The 21,487-nt window shown below is 52.3% G+C and carries 15 protein-coding genes and 2 tRNA genes; 8 read left to right on the top strand and 9 right to left on the bottom strand.

Annotation, left to right across the window (positions count from 1 at the left end; genetic code table 11):
- The first annotated feature begins 60 nt into the window (after nt 1-60).
- Both NGM62_RS15555 and cysM read left to right on the top strand, forming a co-directional pair.
- On the top strand, nt 61-873 hold the full coding sequence (locus tag NGM62_RS15555) for a serine O-acetyltransferase (protein WP_262249180.1): 813 nt from the start codon (nt 61-63) through the stop codon (nt 871-873).
- A gap of 3 nt (nt 874-876) precedes the next feature.
- Nucleotides 877-1,749: a cysteine synthase CysM gene (gene cysM / locus NGM62_RS15550; protein ID WP_262249179.1), complete on the top strand. Its 873-nt coding sequence runs from the start codon at nt 877-879 to the stop codon at nt 1,747-1,749.
- Here the strand turns inward: cysM and NGM62_RS15545 are convergent.
- From NGM62_RS15545 to NGM62_RS15535, 3 genes are all read right to left on the bottom strand, one after another.
- Complete coding sequence (locus NGM62_RS15545) at nt 1,746-4,004, bottom strand: Tex family protein (protein ID WP_262249178.1); 2,259 nt, start codon at nt 4,002-4,004, stop codon at nt 1,746-1,748. The genes cysM and NGM62_RS15545 overlap by 4 nt on opposite strands.
- Nucleotides 4,005-4,010: 6 nt before the next feature.
- Entirely contained in the window at nt 4,011-4,469 is a 459-nt protein-coding gene (locus tag NGM62_RS15540; protein WP_262249177.1) for a Sec-independent protein translocase subunit TatA/TatB, read from the bottom strand.
- A gap of 63 nt (nt 4,470-4,532) precedes the next feature.
- On the bottom strand, nt 4,533-7,181 hold the full coding sequence (locus NGM62_RS15535) for a M14 family metallopeptidase (RefSeq protein ID WP_262249176.1): 2,649 nt from the start codon (nt 7,179-7,181) through the stop codon (nt 4,533-4,535).
- A gap of 77 nt (nt 7,182-7,258) precedes the next feature.
- On the opposite strand from NGM62_RS15535, the gene NGM62_RS15530 reads away from it, so the two are divergent.
- Nucleotides 7,259-8,605 (top strand): MATE family efflux transporter, encoded by a 1,347-nt coding sequence (locus NGM62_RS15530; RefSeq protein WP_262249175.1) that lies wholly within the window; start codon nt 7,259-7,261, stop codon nt 8,603-8,605.
- Here the strand turns inward: NGM62_RS15530 and NGM62_RS15525 are convergent.
- The 3 genes from NGM62_RS15525 to NGM62_RS15515 all read right to left on the bottom strand — a co-directional run bounded on the left by NGM62_RS15525 (nt 8,602) and on the right by NGM62_RS15515 (nt 13,985).
- Entirely contained in the window at nt 8,602-9,984 is a 1,383-nt protein-coding gene (locus NGM62_RS15525; protein WP_262249174.1) for a dihydrolipoamide acetyltransferase family protein, read from the bottom strand. The two genes, NGM62_RS15530 and NGM62_RS15525, sit on opposite strands and share 4 nt — an antisense overlap.
- A 61-nt stretch (nt 9,985-10,045) precedes the next feature.
- Nucleotides 10,046-11,299, bottom strand: coding sequence for a competence/damage-inducible protein A (locus tag NGM62_RS15520; RefSeq protein ID WP_262249173.1), 1,254 nt, complete (start codon nt 11,297-11,299; stop codon nt 10,046-10,048).
- A gap of 4 nt (nt 11,300-11,303) precedes the next feature.
- Nucleotides 11,304-13,985, bottom strand: coding sequence for a putative LPS assembly protein LptD (locus NGM62_RS15515; RefSeq protein ID WP_262249172.1), 2,682 nt, complete (start codon nt 13,983-13,985; stop codon nt 11,304-11,306).
- 76 nt (nt 13,986-14,061) lie between these two features.
- Between NGM62_RS15515 and NGM62_RS15510 the strand changes: the two genes are divergently transcribed.
- The 4 genes from NGM62_RS15510 to tig all read left to right on the top strand — a co-directional run bounded on the left by NGM62_RS15510 (nt 14,062) and on the right by tig (nt 17,566).
- A complete protein-coding gene (locus NGM62_RS15510; RefSeq protein WP_262249171.1) occupies nt 14,062-14,919 on the top strand; it encodes an N-acetylmuramoyl-L-alanine amidase family protein in 858 nt (285 codons plus the stop codon).
- 107 nt (nt 14,920-15,026) lie between these two features.
- On the top strand, nt 15,027-15,971 hold the full coding sequence (locus NGM62_RS15505) for an MlaD family protein (RefSeq protein WP_262249170.1): 945 nt from the start codon (nt 15,027-15,029) through the stop codon (nt 15,969-15,971).
- A gap of 79 nt (nt 15,972-16,050) precedes the next feature.
- Nucleotides 16,051-16,132 (top strand) — tRNA-Leu (locus tag NGM62_RS15500).
- A gap of 84 nt (nt 16,133-16,216) precedes the next feature.
- Nucleotides 16,217-17,566: a trigger factor gene (tig, locus tag NGM62_RS15495; RefSeq protein ID WP_262249169.1), complete on the top strand. Its 1,350-nt coding sequence runs from the start codon at nt 16,217-16,219 to the stop codon at nt 17,564-17,566.
- A 60-nt stretch (nt 17,567-17,626) separates the two neighbouring features.
- Here the strand turns inward: tig and NGM62_RS15490 are convergent, their stop codons facing one another.
- Together NGM62_RS15490 and NGM62_RS15485 are read right to left on the bottom strand one after the other, a co-directional pair.
- The gene (locus tag NGM62_RS15490) at nt 17,627-18,400 is read right to left on the bottom strand and encodes a copper resistance protein NlpE N-terminal domain-containing protein (RefSeq protein ID WP_262249168.1); all 774 of its coding nucleotides are present in this window, start codon (nt 18,398-18,400) and stop codon (nt 17,627-17,629) included.
- Nucleotides 18,401-18,456: 56 nt separating this feature from the next.
- Nucleotides 18,457-20,493: a S9 family peptidase gene (locus NGM62_RS15485; RefSeq protein WP_262249167.1), complete on the bottom strand. Its 2,037-nt coding sequence runs from the start codon at nt 20,491-20,493 to the stop codon at nt 18,457-18,459.
- 77 nt (nt 20,494-20,570) lie between these two features.
- Here NGM62_RS15485 and NGM62_RS15480 point away from each other — a divergent pair, with 77 nt between their 5' ends.
- A complete protein-coding gene (locus NGM62_RS15480; protein WP_262249166.1) occupies nt 20,571-20,867 on the top strand; it encodes a DUF202 domain-containing protein in 297 nt (98 codons plus the stop codon).
- 75 nt (nt 20,868-20,942) lie between these two features.
- On the opposite strand, the gene NGM62_RS15475 is transcribed toward NGM62_RS15480, so the two are convergent.
- A tRNA-Leu gene (locus NGM62_RS15475) sits at nt 20,943-21,026 on the bottom strand.
- Between the last annotated feature and the right edge of the window lie 461 nt (nt 21,027-21,487).

The raw sequence follows: 21,487 nt of genomic DNA, 5'->3' as shown, positions 1-21,487 counted from the left end.
GATGTAGTTGCCAACTTACAAATAATTTACGTCCTTAGTTGCCCATCATAAACGAGAACCATGAACGAAGCATTTTTTCAGCAACTCTATGAGAGACAACGAGGAATAGCAGATGTGCCTCCGAATGGTGTCATCGCTGCTTGGGCATTGCATCTCTTGGATTTGCTTTTCCCCGAGCGCCAGACCCATCCGGATCGGGATGTGGATGAGCTCAAGGCCCAGTTCCGGCAGTCCGAGGCCGACTTACTGGAAATCTTGGACCGCACGAAGGTGTGCGAAACATGCAACCACCCGCTTGTGGCTAAACGGTTCTACGGTGCATTGCCCGAACTGCACCGCATAATGCATACGGATGCAGCTGCGATTTTCGAGGGCGACCCCGCGGCTACCAATACGTTTGAGGTGATCCGAACTTACCCCGGTTTCCTGGCCATTGCCCTATACCGCTTGGCACATGAGCTAATAACGCTCGAAGTACCATTGATACCGCGAATCCTCACCGAATATGCACATTCGCAGACGGGCATCGATATCCACCCAGGGGCCACCATAGGCGAATTTTTTTGTATAGACCACGGAACAGGTGTGGTGATCGGCGAGACTACCATCATAGGCAATCAGGTGAAAGTGTACCAAGGTGTGACCCTCGGAGCCATGAGCGTGGAGAAATTCCTGGCCAACACCCGCCGCCATCCCACCATCGAAGACCGTGTGGTGATATACGCCGGAGCAACGATATTGGGTGGCGATACGGTAATCGGCCATGACAGTGTGGTCGGTGGCAACGTGTGGCTGACATCCAGCATACCGCCATATACCACGGTATACCACCAGCCCACCGTAAAGATTGTGGATTCAAAAACAGCACATTGAGTAATGAATAGGTTGATTGATTGCGTGGGCAACACCCCGCTGGTAAGTATTGAAAAACTAAATCCTAATCCCAATGTAGCACTCTATGTCAAATTGGAGGGTAATAACCCCGGAGGCAGTGTGAAAGACCGCGCAGCGCTCAACATGATCCGTAGTGCGATGGAGCGCGGTGACATCGGCCCGGATACCAAATTGATTGAGGCCACCAGTGGCAACACAGGCATCGCACTGGCGATGATGGCGCGTGTGTTCGGATTGTCGATTGAATTGGTGATGCCATCGAGCTCCACGAGGGAGCGGACACTGACAATGGAGGCATTCGGCGCACGTGTCACCTTACTGGACTCCATCGAGGCGTGCCGGGATTATGCGGAGGAGAAAGGTGCCAGACCCGATCATTACGTATTCAACCAATTTGCCAACCCCGACAATTACCTGTCCCACTACCGCACAACCGGACCGGAAATATGGAGCGATACGGCCGGTAAAATCACCCATTTCGTGAGTGCCATGGGAACAACGGGCAGCATCATGGGTACTTCGATGTTTTTGAAGGAGCAAAACCCCAACGTGCAGATCGTCGGTTGCCAACCCACCGAGGGGTCGTCCATTCCCGGCATCCGACGGTGGCCCACGGAGTACCTACCCAAAATATACGACCCGAAGCGGGTAGATCGGGTGATGGATGTATCGCAGGCCGATGCGACAGCAATGGCACGGCAACTGGCACGCGAGGAAGGGCTATTTGTAGGCATGAGCAGCGGCGGCGCCATGGCCTGTGCTGCGCGGCTGGCCGCAGAGCTGGACTCGGGCGTGATTGTGTTCATTGCGTGCGACCGCGGCGACCGGTACCTGTCCAGCGATTTGTTCGGCTAAGACCCAAACTTACTCTTCAAGGCGGCTAACTTGCTGGCCATGTCGTTTTCCGCTTGCCGCGCCTTGGTAGGCCTACGTGGCTTCTGCTTATTGTTGTTGGGCTTTCCGCCCTGCTTTTTCGGAGCCGGTTTCTCGTCGGTTTTCATGGAGAGACTGATGCGGTTACGCTTTTCATCTACTTCCGTGACCGTTACCATCACCTTTTGCTGAACCTTTACCAACTCGTTGGGGTCTTTCACAAACCGGTTGGCGAGTTGGCTGAGGTGTACCAGTCCGTCTTGGTGCACGCCGATATCTACAAAGGCACCGAAGTTGGTGATGTTGGTCACAATGCCCGGCAGCCGCATGCCAACACGTAGGTCTGTGATGGAGTTTACACCCTCGGTGAATGAAAAAGGCTCGAACTGCTCCCGTGGATCGCGGCCGGGTTTAGCTAGCTCGGCCATGATGTCTTGCAGCGTAGGCATCCCCACGTCTTCACTGACGTAGTTCTTGAGTATGATTTGCTTGCGGAGCCGCTCCTCCCGGAGCAGGTCGGCCACTTCGCAACCCAGGTCGGCTGCCATCTGTTCCACCAGTGCGTAGCGTTCGGGGTGCACAGCACTAGCATCCAGTGGGTTTTGGGCATTCCGTATCCGCAAAAAGCCTGCCGCCTGTTCGAACGCTTTTTCACCCAACCGCGGTACTTGTTTCAACGATTCGCGGTTGCGGAAGGCACCGTGCTTTTGCCGGAAATTGATAATCTGCTGGGCTAGCGACGGGCCGAGACCGGAGATATAGGATAGGATTTCACGGGAGGCTGTATTGAGTTCGACCCCTACGGCATTCACGCAGCTAACCACAGTGTCGTCCAGTGCGTTCTGAAGCTTGGATTGATCCACATCGTGTTGGTATTGACCTACGCCAATCGATTTCGGGTCGATTTTTACAAGCTCGGCCAGTGGGTCCATAAGCCGCCGGCCGATGGACACGGCCCCCCGCACGGTAACATCGTGGTTGGGGAATTCCGCCCGGGCGGTTTCGGAAGCCGAGTATATGGATGCGCCGCTTTCGTTGACCATGACCACCGCCACGCCGGGGATGGCCAATTTGCGGATAAAGGTTTCCGTTTCGCGCCCCGCTGTTCCATTGCCGATGGCTATGGCCTGCAGCTGGTATTTTTCAATCAGGCTGCGGACGGTTTGGGCGGCCTGTTCGGCACCGCCAGCGCCGGTATGGATGAACAACGTCGTGTTTTCAAGTAGGGTGCCCTGCTCGTCGAGACATACGGTCTTGCAACCGGTGCGGAACCCCGGGTCGATGGCCATGATGCGTTTCTGCCCCAAGGGAGCCGCGAGCAATAGCTGTTTCACATTCCCGGCAAACACGCGGATGGCTTCGTCGTCGGCACGCTGCCGGGTAAGCATCCGAACTTCGGTTTCCATAGCCGGTTTCAGCAGTCGCTTATACCCATCAATCATCGCGATGCGCACCTGCGCGCTTGCCTCGCCGGCACCCTTTACATAGGCATCGTCTAATAAGGGCAACACATCGCTTTCAGGCACCTCAATATCGAGGTAGAGCAGTTCTTCTTTTTCGCCGCGGCGCATGGCCAGTATGCGGTGGGAGGGAGCCGTCTTCAGCGGTTCGGTCCATTCATGGTAATCTTTATATTTTAAGGCCTCCTCTTCTTTGCCGGGGACGACCTTAGCCGAAAACACCCCTTTTTCGAGGAATACCTGCCGTACCTTCGCGCGGATTTCGGCATCCTCGGCAATGGTTTCAGCAATGATATCGCGTGCTCCGGCCAACGCATCTTCGATATCGTTGATGCTTTTGTCGGGAGCGACGTATGCTTTGGCGGCCTCGCGGATATCGGTGCCGTCTTGCATCAGTACCTGTTGGGCTAGCGGTTCCAGCCCCCGGTCGCGTGCCACGCTAGCCCGTGTCTTCCGTTTGGGGCGGTGGGGCAGGTAGATGTCTTCCAGCGTAGCCATCGTTTCGGCCGCCTGTATCTTCCCTTCCAGATCGGCAGTGAGCTTCCCCTGTTCGGTAAGTGATTTTCGGATAGCCTCACGCCGTTTATCCAGTTCGACCAACTGGTGGAGCCGGTCGCGGATTTGGGTGAGTTGCACTTCGTCCAAGCTGCCCGTCATCTCCTTGCGGTAACGGGCGATAAATGGGATGGTACCCCCCTCGCTGAGGAGGGTGATGGCCGCACTTACTTGCCGCGCAGGCACGGCGAGCTCCTGGCCAATACGGATGTGGTGGTTCATATTCCCTTAGGAGTTCTTTTCGTCACTGACCGGTTGCTGCGGGGTTTCCGGCGTAGCAGCGGTGTCGCTATCGCCGTGGCCGGTATTGCTTCCAGCATCGCCATCGGTGTGGTTATCGTTGTGATAGTAAGGACCCTCACTGCCATAGTAATCGGGTTCATGGCTGGGGTTGGGGTTATGTTCATAGGTGCCGGCCGGTGCCGCCGGGTTATTTTCATTCAGTTTTTTCGGCTCATCCTCAACAATCACGTCTTTCACTTCCAAGTCCTTTTCGAAATTATTGATCTGGTCGCTGATGTCGCGTTTTATGGTTTCAGACGCATCTTTAAATTCACGTATGCCTCGGCCCAGTCCCCTTGCCAACTCCGGGAGCTTTTTGCCACCGAAGAGCAACAGGGCCACGAACACGATGAGCATCATCTCACTCGTCCCAATATTCAAGAATGCAATTACAGTACTCAACATAACAATAACTCAATTTTCCACCTGCTAAGGTAGGGGTTAATTTTTTTATATCCATGGGTCACACTATTTTTCCGCATATAATTGGTTAAATAGCCATTTAAACGTGCCATGTGGTTGGGCGCGGAATGTGATTTCTGGCCCAAAGGCATACAACTGGCCCTTGCCGATAGGTGCGTGGAAAGCGACAACACCGTTTTTGAGGTAGCCGGCCCCCCATATCCACCCACTGCGGAGCGGGTTCTCCCCGTCGTACCAGGCGAGTTTCTTAATGGTAGCGCCGTCATCGGTGATCTTGAATACCGGGCTGTTGCTCGACATGATGTCGACAGCTGCGGGCATACCCCATCCGGCGGGGTCGGTTGTATCAGCCATTACCCGGTGGACACTCGCCGGCGCGTAGAATTGCGTGCTGCTGAGGGATTGCTCGTTGCCACTGGAATCGGGAGCGACCAGGGCGTTTTTCACGGGAAGCCCCAAATGATAGGCTAGGGCCGTGCTGCTTCCCACAGCGAACAATGTGCCGCCCGCTTCGGCGAATTTCCGCAGCTGCGGAATGGATTTGCCAGCGGTGATGCTCCCAAGCATGTGGTGGTAGGCCGGGGGAATATCGGCTTTATTGGACGGCTGGCGCCCCTTAGTACCCCTGTTGTCAGCTGGGGGTATGCCGCCGCCGATGAAGAGGATGATGTCGTATTTTTCGATAAGCCCCCCTTGGTCGATTTCCTCGGGATACACCACGGTGAAATCGTCGAAGCGGTATTGTTCAAGCAGCCACCGCACCCATCCGGAAGGCATGGACCCGCCGTAATAGTCAAACAGGGCAATGTGTCGCGGTTTGATATCGGTGATGCCGGTAGGCTTGGTCGCTACCGCCACCGGAGCGACACCCAACGAATCGATGGCGGCCTGAAGGTCCATACGGTGTGCCGCACCGACAAAAAAAGAGCCGGCGGGAAGGCCGGATTCCGGCCTGTTTATCCGGGATACGGGCTTGCCGGCTGCGAGCAGTTTATTGACCGCGATGAACGAGTTGTTTACCCGGGCATCCAGCAGGTAGCCCCCCTCAGCAGCGGGGACGGTTGCAGACACAGGTATTTGCAGCAGCCCGTAGGGGATGGGACGGAACGGCCCGTCAAATCCATCCAGTATCCGGTCGAACGATATACCGAATTGATAGGCTAACGTCCACCCCGCCGCATCATAGGGCCTTACCGGCGGTCCACCAGGATATTGGAAGTCGTTGGGATGGTCTTGCGGTTCGAACATATTCAATACATGGGGCCGGAACGCTTGGCTGGTTTTTACTACATACGACCCTTTTGGGTAGGATGTGCTGCCAATGGTGAAATCGGCTGTGGCTTGATGGATTTGGATACCCGATTTGATCAGGGCGTTGATGAATTGTATGGCCCGCGGAAAGTCGGGTTGGTCGGCCGGAATGATGAATCCGCGTGGATCGCGTAGGGCCGGGTCTTCAAATACGGTTTTGTAATCGCCATCGATTTTATTAACCATGCTGGGTTTGGCTGTCCAGTGGTCGGCATTGCCACGCTCAATGGAGTTGCGCCCCATTTTATACCTATTATACAGCAATTCGTCGCCATAGCGGCTGGCATAGTCCAATATGGCGTAGTTGAGCGATACGGAATAGGCTATTGCCTCGGCGAAGTGCCAGGGGCCCGGGGCAGCGGGGTATGGCGTAGCGTTGTTCGGTATCAGCCGTTCGGGAACCAATGGGATTTCCATCGGTGTGGGGTCGCCCACGATTTCGGTAAGTATACCGATGCTGTTGTGGTAGTAGGGCGTGGTGCGCAATCCGCCGTTCCACCACGTGGAGAACACGGACCCACTGAGCCGGGTATAACCGGGCTTATCCTCGGCGTTGAGCCTGTTGATCATTGCCGCGGCCACCCCGTCTATACCGGTGATGAGCATCGGGTCGATGACGTAATTGAATGGATCGCGGTATGGGGGGCCGGCGACGATGCTCCCCGGAGGGCCCGATTGGTGGTGGTTGTATATAATCTGAGGCATCCACTCGATGTATTGCAGTCGCGACATCGTGGCGGTCTCCAGTAAGTTATTCATATAGAAGTCGCGGTTATTATCGTGCCCTACATATTTGTGGTACAGCGTGGGGATACGTTTATTGCGCTTCAGCGTGTCGGGCTGCTGCATATACCAGTTGGAAACCAGCTCCTGGCCGTCCGGGTTGCAATGGAAAAGAAGTATGATCGCGTCTTCGAGTATACGGAGGTTTTCAGGGTCGTTTCGGCTGGCCAGTTGGTAGCACGTTTCCATCAGTTGATGGGTGGCTACCGTTTCGGTAGCATGCAATCCGCCGTCAATCCATATCACAGGTTTGCCTTGCCGTACCAGTTCCTTTGCCACATCGGCAGCAAGCTCCGCATGGGCGAGCTTCCGGGATATTTCTTTATAGGTGTCAAGCTTCGATAGGTTGCTGGGCGAGGAAATGATGATCAGGTATTGATTGCGGCCTTCCGAAGTCGTCCCCGCCATTTCAATTTTTACCCGGTCTGAGGCTGCGGCTACTTTCTTAAAATAGGCTTCCGACTGCGTATAATTAGCCAATTTGTAGTCTTCGCCGATCGCGAAGCCGAAATGTTCCTTAGGTGAGGGGATGTGCTGGGCAATTGCCGGTGCGGTTACGAATAGGGCAAGCAGCAGTGGCAGTAAATGGAATTTGCGCATCTAGCAAACTTAGCAAAAAAAGATATTCGCCACAATATCGTACCTTTGGCGCTTCGAAAAATGGGGGCGAAGACAATATGCGCTGGCAATTGAAACGATACAAACCCTACTATACCAGCACGTTGGTATTGGCGGGGCCGGTGATGATTTCACAGTTAGGCCACATGTTGGTGCAAGTGGCCGATAGCATTGTGGTGGGCCATTTTGCCGGTACGATACCTCTTGCTGCCGTGTCGTTGGTACATAGCATATTTATGATTGTGATGGTTATCGGCCTGGGTATTGCTTATGGGCTCACCCCATTGATTGCACAGGAAAACGGACGTAAGAACTATGCGGAATGCGGGGTGCTACTATCCAATAGCCTATGGATCAATCTATTTACCGGAATAGGGTTGTTCTGCCTGGTGTATTTCGGTTCGATGGCCGCCATCGATCACCTCGACCAAGACCCGGCGGTGGTCCGCGAGGCGAAGCCTTACCTGCTGATCATGAGCTTGTCTATCGTTCCGCTGATGATATTCAGTGCGTTCAAGCAGTTCGCCGAAGGACTGGGGTTTACGAAACAAGCAATGCGTATCACGATATGGGGTAACCTCATCAATATCGTATTGGCTATTATTTTTGTGCGCGGTATGTTTGGCCTGCAACCGATGGGGGTAAGCGGGGTAGGGTACGCCACCTTGATAGACCGCTGCCTGATGGCTGCCGTGATCGGTATCTATGTGTTCCGGTCGGTCAACTTTAAAGCATATTTAACGCGGTTCAAGTTATTTGATGTCGACCTACGGCGGTGCGGTTCGATCATGAAGATAGGTACACCCGTGGCCATGCAATATGTGTTTGAAGTTGGGGCATTTGCGGCGGCGGCGGTGCTGACGGGTACTATCGGCGCCAATGAGCAGGCGGCCCATCAAGTTGCTATCACACTCGCCGCGATGGCGTATATGATGGCCAGCGGCATCGCCGCGGCGGCAACCATCAAAGTGGGCAACAACTACGGCCGGGGGAATTTTTTCCGCTTGCGGCGTTTTGCTATTTCCAGTTACCACATTGTGTTGCTTCTCATGGGGATAAGCGCGCTATTGTTTGCACTGCTGAACCAATATCTGCCGTGGATTTTCACGAAAGACACCGCAGTGATCGGCATTGCTGCGCAGCTGCTTTTCATTGCAGGGCTGTTCCAGCTGTTTGATGGCACGCAAGTGGTTGGGTTGGGGATCCTCCGGGGTGTAGGCGACGTGAACATCCCCACGGCAATCACCTTTGTTGCCTATTGGGTTATCGGTTTGCCGGCGTCATATCTACTGGGCATCACACTTGGATTCGGCGTACTGGGTATCTGGTGCGGGCTCACGTTGGGCCTGCTCACATCGTCGGCCTTGCTGTATGTGAGGTACCGTAGGGTAGTGGTGAAACGTTAGACCTCCCTGTTCATATCCCAGTTTTCCAGGTAGTCGGCCACGCGTTTAACAAACCGGCCGCCCAAAGCCCCGTCGACCACGCGGTGGTCGTATGACAGAGAAAGGTACATCATGTGCCGGATGCCGATCATGTCGCCGTGCGCTGTCTCGATGACTGCCGGCTTTTTGGTGATAGTGCCCACAGCCAATATAGCTACCTGTGGCTGATTGATGATGGGTGTACCCATGATGTTGCCGAAAGCTCCGATGTTGGTAAGGGTGAACGTGCCTCCTTGGGTATCATCGGGGCGCAGCTTATTGTTGCGTGCGCGGTTTGCCAGGTCGTTTACCGCCTTGCTGAGGCCCACCAAACTCAGTTGGTCGGCATTCTTGATTACCGGCACAATAAGGTTGCCCGATGGGAGGGCTGCCGCCATGCCGATATTAATTTGGCGTTTTTTGATGATTTGTGTTCCGTTGACGGAGATATTGACCATCGGGAAGTCGCGTAGCGCTTTGCTTACCGCCTCGATGAATATCGGGGTGAGCGTGATTTTCTCGCCCTCGCGCTTTTCGTAAGCACCTTTGATTTTATTCCGCCAGTTGACCAAGTTGGTTACGTCGGCTTCTACGAAAGAACACACATGGGGCGACGTCTGTACGCTTTTGACCATGTGATCGGCAATTAGCCTACGCATGCGGTCCATCTCGATGATTTCATCTTGCGGGGAGATGGGTATGGTAACCGGTACCACCGATGGTTTGTGGTCGTTGCTCCCGTGTTGGGGTCTAAGTTGCATGATGTCGACTTCCGTGGTGTCGGCTTCGATAGCATCCGGTTCCATGGGTTTCTCGGCGGTTCCGTCGGGAGTCGGTTTCTCCTCGACGCTTTTCCGTGCCAGGTAGTCTAAAATATCCTGTTTGGTTACCCGCCCCTCATTACCTGTCCCGGCGATGCTGTCTAGTTCTTCAGGGGTAATGCCTTCTTCGGCTGCGATATTTTTAACCAAAGGCGAATAAAACCGTCCTGTAGGTTCTTTGGAGATCGACGCCGATGGAGCCGTGCTGGCTTCTAATTGGTCGATCCCGGGGATTGCCTGTGCTTCGGTGTCGTCGACTGCCGCACCTTCGGTTCCCTCGGTAGCTGCGGGTTCGTCGCCTTCCACTTCGATGGTCGCGATGATGTCACCCACCTGGGCTATGGAGTTCTCAGCGAAAAACTGTTCCTTGAGTGTGCCCGAAACCGGTGAGGGTACATCGGAATCTACTTTGTCTGTAGCTACTTCTAATATCGGATCGTCTTCCTCTATATAGTCTCCCGGTTGTTTCAACCATTTCACTATCGTTGCTTCCGATACGCTTTCCCCCATTCTGGGCAGTTGTAAGTTGTATGTTGCCATAACAATCTTTTCGTAGTTGCCGTTTGAAACCGGCCCAAGTTACATAAATAATTGACTAAAATTAAAAGCGGTTGCTTTCCCGATTCAACAACCGCCATAACATAAACAGGGCTTCGACAGACGACCGTTGGATATTTATTGCCCGGTCGTGGCCGAAAACGAACTGATGTGCAACTACCCCTGTTTTGCCTGCTACGGCAATCCATACCAACCCCACGGGCTTTTCCGGCGTACCACCGTCAGGCCCGGCGATGCCACTCACGGCAATCGCATAATCTACATGGAAACAAGCTTGCGCACCCAGCGCCATTTCGCGCACCGTCTGTTCGCTTACCGCGCCGTGCGTGTCGAGCGTTTCAGCTTTCACGCCAAGCAGTGACTGTTTTACGGCATTGGAATAAGTTACTGCGCCACCTTCAAACATGGCGCTGCTGCCCGGCAGTGCCGTAATCAGCCGGGCAATGTTGCCTCCGGTACAGCTTTCGGCCGTTGCCAGCAAAAGTCCCCGCTGCTGCATGAAATCGCGGATCAATACTTCCAGTTTGGTATCCTCGTCGGCCAGAAAGTGGTCGCCCAAGCGCTCCTTAAACTGGTCGGCGATTGCTTGGGTTTCGTCTTTCAATGAAGCCAGGTTTTCGCCTGTAGCCGTGAGCCGGAGGCGGACCAGGCCGGGTTTGGGTAAATACGCCAAGTGGATATGCGGTGGTAGTGCGTCCTCGATATCGGCAATCTTTTCGGCGAGGAACGACTCGCCGATGCCGGCAGTAAGCAGCGTATGGTGCCAGAGTGCCTGGCGTCCTTCCAAGTTGCGGAGCCGCGGCAATACCCGTTCATGCATGACGTGTTCCATCTCAAACGGTACGCCCGGCATGATGATGTAGGGTTTTCCCTTGTGTGTTATCCACATACCGGGGGCAGTACCCATCTCGTTGAAAAGGACCTCGCTCTTATCCAGCACATCGGCCTGCCGGCGGTTCATTTCGAGCATCGGCCGGCCATTCCGGCTGAAGATGGATTCCACGTGAGCAAGCACATCCGGGTCTCGGCGGAGGCCGCAGCCGAAATATACCGCCAGCGTTTGTTTGGTCACATCGTCTTTAGTGGGGCCCAGACCGCCGGTAATGAAAACCAGCTCGGCCCGGCCCGAGGCCAAGGTAAGGGCCACGATGATATCAGCCGGATGGTCGGCCACCGAGCTCACCTGCTTCACATGGATGCCGATGGCATTCAACTGTTGTGCCATCCATGCAGAGTTGGTATCAATGATCTGCCCGATGAGTATTTCGTCGCCGATGGTGATGATTTCTGCTTGCATATGATTAGAAACCCCCGAAGGAGTCGTTTCGTTTGGTCAATTTTAAATCTTGTAGAATAGATGCTTTGGCCCTGATGGTTACATTGTAACTTTGGTAGCGGCCGAAAGGCACCCAACCGAATGACATGTCCCAGCAATGCAGGTCGCGATAGATGCTGAAACGGGTCATGGATATTTCTTTTTGTTTGAAATCATACCCTGAGTTGAATTGTACTTTCCACTTGGGCGTGAGGCTAAAGTCGCCGTGGAGGTTTAGGGTGGCGGTAATCCGTTTTTGGATTCCCTGGTTGGCATATTGGAAGCTGAACGAGCCAGCAAGGTTCCATGGTATGTTGAAGTCGACAAAAGCGTTGGGGTCTGAACTGATACTTGCCAGTTGTTGTTGCTGCTCGGGTGTCATGCTCGACTTCTGGGCATCGAGTGAGTCGAGGCCTGCCTGGCGGCTTTTGTTGGCGTCGGGGTTGAAGCTGTAATCGAACGAAAGCCCGAAGTTGGTCAACCGGGCTAGTTTGCCATCTTTGATCATATACCGGTTCACACGGCGGCCGGCCTGGCTGTCAAAGGTGTAGGGATCGAACGTGCCGTTGAAGTTGAGGTTTATTTTCTGGTCGAACAGCGCCGTCCGGCCCGAGAAATTGATGTTGGACAGCTTGAAGGAGTCGGCCACGAAGTTGTAGTTGCCGCTGAACGTGAGCCCCTGGAGAATCGGCACCTTCTTCACCCCACCATCGGTGGTGTCTTTTTTGCTCAGGATTTTTGCTTCCAGGTTGTTGTCTATGGAGAACCCGATGCCCATGGAGCGGCCAGCCCCCGGCGACCCGTAGCGGCTGCCCTGGAAAATGGAGTACAGCATTTCTTCTCCGCGAGCATTTATGAATTTGCGGTAGAAACCAAATTTCGGATCGGAAAAATCAGGGCGGTAATTGAGGTTAAACGACGGGGTGATCACATGCCGCATGGCCTGTATATTCCCGATTTTTGGGTACATACCATAAATTTTGGTCGACAAGCCCGACGAGACCGAATAGTCATAAGACCGCGTAAATCCATTCACCGTATCGCGAAGCTCTTCAAACCCGGCAGGTGTGTTTTCGAGGTGCCGGCGGTATGTTTGGAAATGCCATCCTTCGTTGTAGCTCACACTCGAATTGAACTGGAAGTATTTCAGCACGTTGAGCGAGAGGCTCACGGGGATACTGTGTTGGAAACCGTGCTGGAATTGGCTGAGGGTTTCCTTGCTGAACAATCCCGTTTCCTGCGCGTTGAGGATATTATCGCCCCGAAGGGAATAACTAACATTAATGCGTTGGTACCATTTCTGCTCGCCTATACGGTCTTTCGAATCGAAGGGGTTGAATGAGCTCACGCTGAGTGAGAACGTGGGCAGGTCGAGCGATACCGTTTTTGCAGCCATATCTTGCGAGTGCCGGAGGCTGCTGGTGAAGTTTACCTTCCCATCGAGGAATGTCCTGCCGTAGCTGATGCTTGAGTTCATCGAATTCCGGGTAATCTCATCGTAATTGTACGATGCACCCGCCGCGGTATTCTGGGCATAAGAGCTGGTACCGAAGTTCACGTTGGCGCTGAATGTGGTGCCCGGATTGGCTTCCTGTAGTTGCGTGTGGTTCCACGTTACGTTGAAATCCCTGGTCGATCGGTACTGGGGTGTTCCTTCCACGCCACTTTTGGTATTGGCATAACGGAAGTTGAGGCCTCCATTGAATTTGTAGTTTACACGGTACCGCGTGCTCAATGATGTTTCCCAGGATCCTTTGGAATACATGGTGCCCCGTATCTCGCTGTCCCAATAATCATTAAACGCAAGGTACCACCCGATATCGCGCATGTAAAAGCCACGGTTAAACTCTTCGCCGAACGACGGAAAGAGGAATCCCGATGCCCGCTTATTCGGTTTCGGGAAAAAGCCGAACGGTATGGTGATGAACTTCAGCGGCACCCCTTCCATCACGAGGTATGCAGGGCCCGATATGATCTGGTTTTCGGTGACGATGCCTTTGCTGATCTGGATGCCGAAGTGTGTATGGGGCTCCGGAAGGTTACAAGTGCTGTACATACCGTGGTATAGCGACATTTCGTTATACTGGTTTTTCCGTACCCGGCTTGCCTGGATAAAGCCGCCTTCTACCTCGGTGAATATGCCGAACGTAATGCCATTGGCCGAATCAAAGTTATAGCGCAGGGAATCGACAGCCTTCGGTGTTTCGTTGGGGAAGATCACCACCGGCCGGCCTACATATTTGTTGTTATGGTCGTACGTTCCGCTGGCGAAGATTTCGTGGGTGTTGTTATCTATCCGGATATAGTCGGCCGCCAGTTCGAACCCCTCGTATTTGATTTTGGCCTCTTTATAGAGGTGGATGACGTTATTCCGGATGTCGGTGAATTGAGAATCTTGGGCTACGATGGTAACAACGGCTTTCAGGCCATCGCCCGAATCCTGCCGCGCAGTATCGGCCGTCAGCGTATCCCTTGCCAATGAGTCTGTAGCCAGTGAATCCCTTGCCAGAGAGTCTGTCGCGAGCGTGTCAGTCACTCTCGTGGGCGACTTGGTTTGTGTGCTATCCCGCTCCGAAATTTCCTGGCTGTATATCGAATTGGCCGAAAATACCGTTAAGAATAGTGGTATGAAGGAAAAAAAAGCAGCAACAGACCTCAAATTTGACAACGAATATTATTTTTGCAATAAATCACAATTGCGTACAAAATTAATTAAAATAGTTAGGACTTCGGTGTTTTCAGATATGACAAAACGTTACCTCATACCTTTTTTCTTTTTCCTTTCGTTAGTTACACTTCCTGTCATACTAGTTGCGAGCGAGCATCGAGATTCTGTTTACACGGTCCGTACGATCGTACTCGACGCTGGCCATGGCGGTCCCATACCGGGGGCCCGTGGTGCCACTTCCTTAGAAAAAGATATTGCTCTTCAGGTGGTGTTGAAGTTGGGCAAAGCTATCGAGCAAGAGCTGCCGGGAGTCAAGGTACTGTACACCCGTACCACCGATGTGAATGTAGAGTTGTATAAACGCATCGAATTTGCAAATGAGAGCCGTGCAGACTTGTTTATCTCGGTGCATTTGAATGCTGCGCCCGAGCGGAGGGTGCGGCGCAGGAACAGCAAGGGGAAATACTACTATACACGGGTGCAGGACAAAACCGTACGTGGCACGGAAACTTTTGTGTCGCTTTTCGGGCGGTTGGATGAGCAGGAGCCGAGCCTGCGCGAGAAGGCCGAGCGCGAGAACAAAGACATCCTGCTGGAAGAGAATTACGAAGAGAACTATGGTGGTTTCAATCCGAACGACCCGGCAAGCTTCATTATCCTGTCGCTCATGAAAAACCAGTTCCGCGAGCAGAGCATCCGGCTGGCAACGCTGATTCAAGAACAGTATGTGAAATCGGGCAGGGAAGACCGCGGTGTACAGGAACTGAGCTTGGCGGTGCTGGCCCGGGCAAGTATGCCGGCGGTGCTGACCGAAATCGGATTTATCAGCAACCCGAATGAAGAGACTTATATGAAATCAGAGCGCGGGCAGGCAGAAATCGTGAAAAACCTGGTGGAAGCAATCCGGGAATACAAGCGGCATATGGAACGCTGATAAACCAGCCGGTAAACAATATCGGCATCAAAGTTGTTTTGTACTATTGGCTGGCTTTTTATAGCTTAGCGGATAATGTACTTAACATACTAAAACGAAAGGAGCCCTTGAAAATAGCAAACGAAACCAAAGTAGGGATATTGGCCGTTGTAGCCATTGCAATATTGATTCTAGGATACAGTTTTTTGCGCGGGAATGATGTGTTCACCCGCGAAATCACCCTCTACACCATTTATGATCGCGTGGATGGCCTAACGGAGTCGAAGCCGATTCTGGTGAATGGCTACCAGATAGGCCGTGTTTCGAAGATGGAACTGCAACAGGACGGCCGTATCCGCACCGAATTTAAGGTAAAGCGCGACTATGCGGTGCCGGCTAATACCGTGGCACTCCTGTCTAGTACGGATTTGCTCGGTGGCAAAGCCATTGTCTTTGAGCTGGGCAATAGCACTGAGTATGCAAGGGAAGGCGATGAGCTACCCGCCGGTATACAGAAAAACATCATGGAGCAGGTAGAACCGATACAGAAAAAAGCACAGGACATCGCTGCCGTGCTCGACTCGGTGCTGAACTCCATCAACAATACAATCAACAAGGATTTCCAGCGCGATTTCAACCGCAGCATCAACAGTATTGCCAATTCACTTCAGAACCTGGAGGGCATCACCCGTCAGCTGGATGGCCTGGTGGTATCCGAGCGTAACCGCATCAGCCATATCGTGGGTAATGTGGAGTCGATTACCAACAACCTCAAAGACAACAATGAGCGAATCGGTAATGTACTCGCCAATCTGGATAGCATTACAGACCAGGTGGCTAAAGCTGATTTCGCACAGACCATCGTCAGCGCGAATAAGGCAATGGCCGACTTCCAGTCGATAACGGACCGCATAAACCAGGGGCAGGGTTCCATTGGCCTGCTGCTCAATGATGAACAGCTGTACGATAACCTCAACCAGGCTTCCAAGAACCTGGAAGAATTGATAGCCGATATGAAAGCACAGCCCGGACGGTATGTGCACTTTTCGGTATTCGGACGTAGGGATAAGTGATAAGTCGTTCAAAAAAGCAAAAAGTTATTGTCGTTTTATGGAATAACCCTTATCTTTGCAGTCCAAATGACAATCCTATGCGGAAGTGGCGTAATTGGTAGCCGCACCAGACTTAGGATCTGGCGCCGCAAGGCGTGGGGGTTCGAGTCCCTTCTTCCGCACTTGAATCCTTCCGAAATACCGGGATCCTCCCGTGAAATCGGGAGGATTTTTTATGTAAATGCGATAAACGCTTAAAATTGAGTATGAATATTTCACAAGAAAACATCGACGAAACCAATGCGGTCATCACGGTTGAACTTACGCCCGATGACTACAACCCACAAGTAGATAAAGCAATCAAAGAACAGGCTAAGAAAGCCAAATTGCCGGGTTTCCGGCCTGGGATGGTACCCGCATCGCACATCCGCCGCACCTACGGCAAGGCGATTCTGGTCGATGAGGTAAACCGGCTCATAAGCGATAAAATCAACACTTTTATCGGCGACAACAAACTGGAGATACTCGGGCAGCCTCTGCCGAAGGAAGACGACGATACCGATTATAATTGGGATTTCAACGATACCTTTTCATTTGCTTACGAAGTGGGACTGGCCCCCCAGTTTGAGGTGCCCTTTACAGAGAAGTCTAAATTCACAAGTTACGTAATCAAAGCCGACGAAGAAACACTCGAGTCGCGCATCAAGAACCTGCGCCGAAGCTATGGTAAAATGACCAATCCGGAAGTTTCTGAAGACGGCGACGTGCTATATAGCGAATTGAAACAGCTGGACGCCGAGGGGAATGAGCTGGAAGAGGGTATTGTGAATACCGCCTCGGTACGTACCGATTTGGTAGACGACAAGAAAATCAAGAAAGCACTCGTCGGCCTTAAAAAGGACGATTCGGTAACCATAGATGTGAAGAAGGCATTTGCTTCGGCAGCCGATATTGCCCGTATCTTGGGGATCAACGAAGATGAGGTGGAAGCATTGGCGGATAGCCAATTCAAGTTGACGGTGAAAAATGTGAACCGGCTCGAAGAAGCGGAATTGAACGACGATTTTTACACCAAGGTGTTCGGTGAAGGAGTGGTAACAAACGAAACCGAATTCAAGGAGAAGGTACGGGAAGAAGTGGAAGGAATGTTGGTGCAAAATGCCACCCAAAAGCTGCAGAACGACCTTTACCTGAGTGGCCTCGACGCTGTCAAGGCCGATTTCCCGGAAGCATTCCTCAAACGGTGGCTGAAGGCTACCAATCCGGAAATCAAGGAAGATGAGCTGGAAGAAGGGTTTGCCGATTTCCTGAAGAACCTGAAATGGACATTGATCGAAAACCGTATCATCACCAAAAACGGACTGGAGGTGAAGTACGAAGAAGTGCTCGCATTGGCAAAAGAGCGGATTGCAGCACAGCTGAAAATGTATGGTACCAGCCAGGAGGTCGACGACCAACAGCTGACGCAATATGCCGTGCAGCTACTTGGTGATAAGGAACAAGCCAACCGGTTGTTTGACGAGATGAAGGCATTGAAGGTGTTTGACTACCTGAAAGGTGTGGTGAAATTGGAGGAGAAGGAAATCGAATACAATAAATTCCTCGAACTGAAATAATATCAATCCAATCATAAAAAAAGAGGCGCTGAAACGCCTCTTTTTTTATGTCCTTTTTTGCTAGTCCCTGGCGACGAACTTGGCCAGCGGGGCCATCCGCGCACGGAAGAGCTGTAGGGTGTCACCCTGTACATGGTAGCTGTCGGCCGACTCCAACGCTCGCTTCAAGCCGTTTTCAACCTCCATATTTTCACAAGCCATCAATGTGCCCATCAGCTGCGAAAATGATATGCGGTTCGGTTCTTTCAGTTCGTACGTACCGCCCAAACCGTTACACCCGCCAGTAGCCTGCAACCGGCTGTCATCACTGTTTAGCTGGATATAGGGTTCTTTCTGGGTAGACCCATCGGCTACGGCTTGGCCGTTGACCTCAATCAGTTTCCAGTACCGGTCGGTAATCAGGTTGGCAACCTTCTTCAGAATGTAATGATCGGCTAGGTTGCCCGTAATGCGGTTGCCCTCCATGTCGAGGTGGAACAGCTGGTTTTCGCCCACTTGGAACTTTTCGCCACGGTCGGCCAGCGTGATTTTCCCCCCATTGTCATCCCATGCGAATGTGCCCGACTCCGTAAATGTGGAGTCGCCTTTTTCGAGGTAGCGGGTTTTCAGCGAATAGGTGTTGTCTTCATTCAGCGTGATGGCATACCGGATTCCCGGACAATCGGCACAGGGTAGGGTACCTTGGTATGTACCGGCCCAGTCCACCGAGTTTCTGCTGTTGTGTGCAGTATCTGCACTTTCGTTGCTGGCTGTCTTCGTTGTTTGGCAGGCAGCAATGGTGGCGACGACCAGCATCGCCGAGCCGGCAATCTTTATTGTTTTTCTTATTTCCATGGTACTTATATATTTTTTATTAATAAGCATAAAATGTACCAATCGTCTACCTACCCTCACAGTGTTTCTTCCAGCCAGCGGAAGAACTCACGTTGCCACACAATGGCATTCTGTGGGCTCAGCACCCAATGGTTTTCATCGGGCAGGTACAGCAACCTGCTCTTTATTCCGCGTAGCTGGGCGGCTTGGAACGCTTCCAACCCCTGTTCAATACCCACGCGGTAGTCTTTTCCCCCTTGAACAATCAATATCGGTGTGTTCCAGCGGGTCACGTGGGTAATGGGGTTGAAGTCGGTGTATACTTTTTCATTCCGCTTGTCCCAATACGGGCCGCCGAGGTCCTTGTTGGCAAAGAAGAGTTCCTCTGTGGTGCCGTACCAACTGCGCATATCAAATAAACCATCGTGTGCGATAAATGTTTTGAAGCGGTTTCCGTGTATACCGGCGAGCATGAATACCGAATATCCACCATAGCTGGCCCCTACGGCACCCAGCCTGTCGGTGTCTACGTAGGGTTCTTTGGCCATGTCGTCTATAGCCGATAGGTAGTCGCGGATCGCCTGCCCGCCCCAGTCGCCGCTGATCTGTTCGTTCCATTCCACACCGTAGCCCGGCATCCCCCTACGGTTTGGTGCCACGACGATATAACCTTGTGCAGCAATCAGCTGGAAGTTCCATCGGTAGGAATAAAATTGCGAAAGTGCTCCCTGCGGTCCGCCTTGGCAATAAAGCAGTGTGGGGTATTTCTTGGCTGGGTCGAAATCCGGCGGATAGATGATCCACGATAATAATTCCTTGCCGTCGGTCGCTTTGGTGATACGCGCTTCCACTTTGCTTTTGGCAATACCGGCATAGCGCCCGTCGTTTACCGACGTGATTTTGGCAAGTTTGTTGGTGGCGAGGTCGAAGCGGTACAGCTCGGCGGCGTGGTTCATATCGGTAAGCGATACCACCAAGTGGTTGCCCGCTTGCCCCACGATACCGGTAATATCATGCTGCCCCTTGCTTATTTGCCGGATGTTGGCCGCTCCTACGTCTGCCAGGTTGTCCGCCAGCCGGATTTCGAATAATTGTATGGTGCCTTTCACCGCTGCGGTAAACCAGATGGTGCGCCCGTCGTTGGCCCAGCGGTACGAATTGACGGTGCCGTCCCAATGGCTGGTCAGGTTGTGCCGCTTTGTAGTACGTTTGTCGAAAACGACGATATCGTTTTTATCCGATTCGTACCCGTCTTCGGCCATGCTCAGCCAGGCGAGCCGTTGCCCGTCGGGACTGTAGGTGGGCGACTGGTCGTAGCCCATCATCCCGGCGGTGAGGTTGGTGGTTTTGGCGGTAGCCAGCTCATACCGGTATATGTCGGTATTGGTGCTTTGGGCGTATGCCGTGCCGACACTTTTTTTGCTCACGTAGAGGATACTTTTGCCATCGGGGCTCCAGATGGCATCTTCCCTGCCGCCAAAGGGCTGCTGGGGTGTGTGGTAGGGCTCGCCCGCCATGATGTCTATCGGCATGCCGATTTCGCCATTGCTGTAAGTGGCATAAAACACGTGGTTGTACGTGCCATCGGCCCAGGTGTCCCAATGTCGGTAATCCAAAGCGTCATACACGTAGGCATCAGATTTAGATAGGTCATCGTAGCGGTCGGCACTACGCACCTTTTTTAGGGGTACGGCCTGCGTAAACAGGATATGTTTGCCGTCGGGAGCGAGGCGCACATTCTGCAGCGGTGTTGCCTGGTCGGTCAGTTGCTTCGGCTCGGCATTGCCCGGTGTCAACTGCCACAGCTGTCCCTTATACAGGTAGGTGATGGCACCACTTGCGCCGTCGATATGCACTACGCTTTCGCCGCCTTCGCCGGTGGTGACCTGCTGGGCGTCACCTCCGGATACCGGAATCCGGAAAAGGTTCTTCTCTGATTTGTTCTCGGCCAGGTCGTAGTAGGTAACGCCATAGATTACCTCCTTGCCATCGGGCGAGACCGCTTCTGCGGATATCCTGCCCAGTTGCCAGAGCATTTCGGGAGTAAGTGGCTCCTGGGCCTGGGCCTCTGCGGTAGCTAAAGCGGCTGCAATCATAAGTACATTGTATTTCATGGTCTTCGTGTGTTACGGGTGCAAGTTAGTGAAGTCTGGTTATATACGGAAATCCGAACATTCGTATCTTTGGCATTATGAATAAGGATTTGATTCTTCGTGAGCGGCTTGCCCTCCAGCGGACCATACTGGCCAACCAGTCTACGTTTTTATCGTTTCTGCGGACCTCCATGTATTTTGCGGTCGCAGGCATTTCCGTCGACCGTCTCCTTGATTTGCCCGGGGGCCTTATTTACGAGTACATTCTTTTTGTCATCTCAGCCATCGTTCTGGTGCTGGGTATGATCAACTACATTATCCATAAAAAGAGGATATCGGCCAGCGAGAAGCATATCGGCGACTATAAATTGGAGTACAGCGATCCGGGTAGTTAGGCGGGAGGTAGCGGGATAAGGTATTGATTAAAATAAAAAAAGTGCGAATCCGACAAGGATTCGCACTTTTTTGTGTGCCCGGAGAGAGACTCGAACTCTCAAGGGACTGCTCCCAACGGCTTCTGAGACCGCAACGTTTACCAATTTCGCCATCCGGGCGGCACACCCTTACGGGGTTGCAAATATATTAATAATTGTTAATTGTCAATTGTTAATTGTTAATTATCTTAAACAATTTATCGCTTAGTTGACGGGTTGTTTTTACTCGATAATTGTCAATTGTTACTTGTTAATTATCTTAAACGATCTGTTGCTTCGTTGACGGGTTGTTTTTACTCGATAATTGTCAATTGTTACTTGTTAATTATCTTAAACGATCTGTTGCTTCGTTGACGGGTTGTTTTTACTCGATAATTGTCAATTGTTACTTGTTAATTATCTTAAACGATCTGTTGCTTCGTTGACGGGTTGTTTTTACTCGATAATTGTCTATTGTTAATTGTTAATTGTCAATGGTCAATTGTTAATTATCTTAAACGATCTGTTGCTTCGTTGACGGGTTGTTTTTGCTCGATAATATAATTCCCCCCAATCGTTGGACAGATTTTTCATAAACTAAG

Origin of the sequence: Parapedobacter soli, assembly GCF_025460835.1 — a bacterium.
Taxonomy (GTDB): domain Bacteria; phylum Bacteroidota; class Bacteroidia; order Sphingobacteriales; family Sphingobacteriaceae; genus Parapedobacter; species Parapedobacter soli.
The sequence above is the reverse complement of the archived record's forward strand: the minus strand, read 5'-3'. Positions and strand labels throughout refer to the sequence as shown.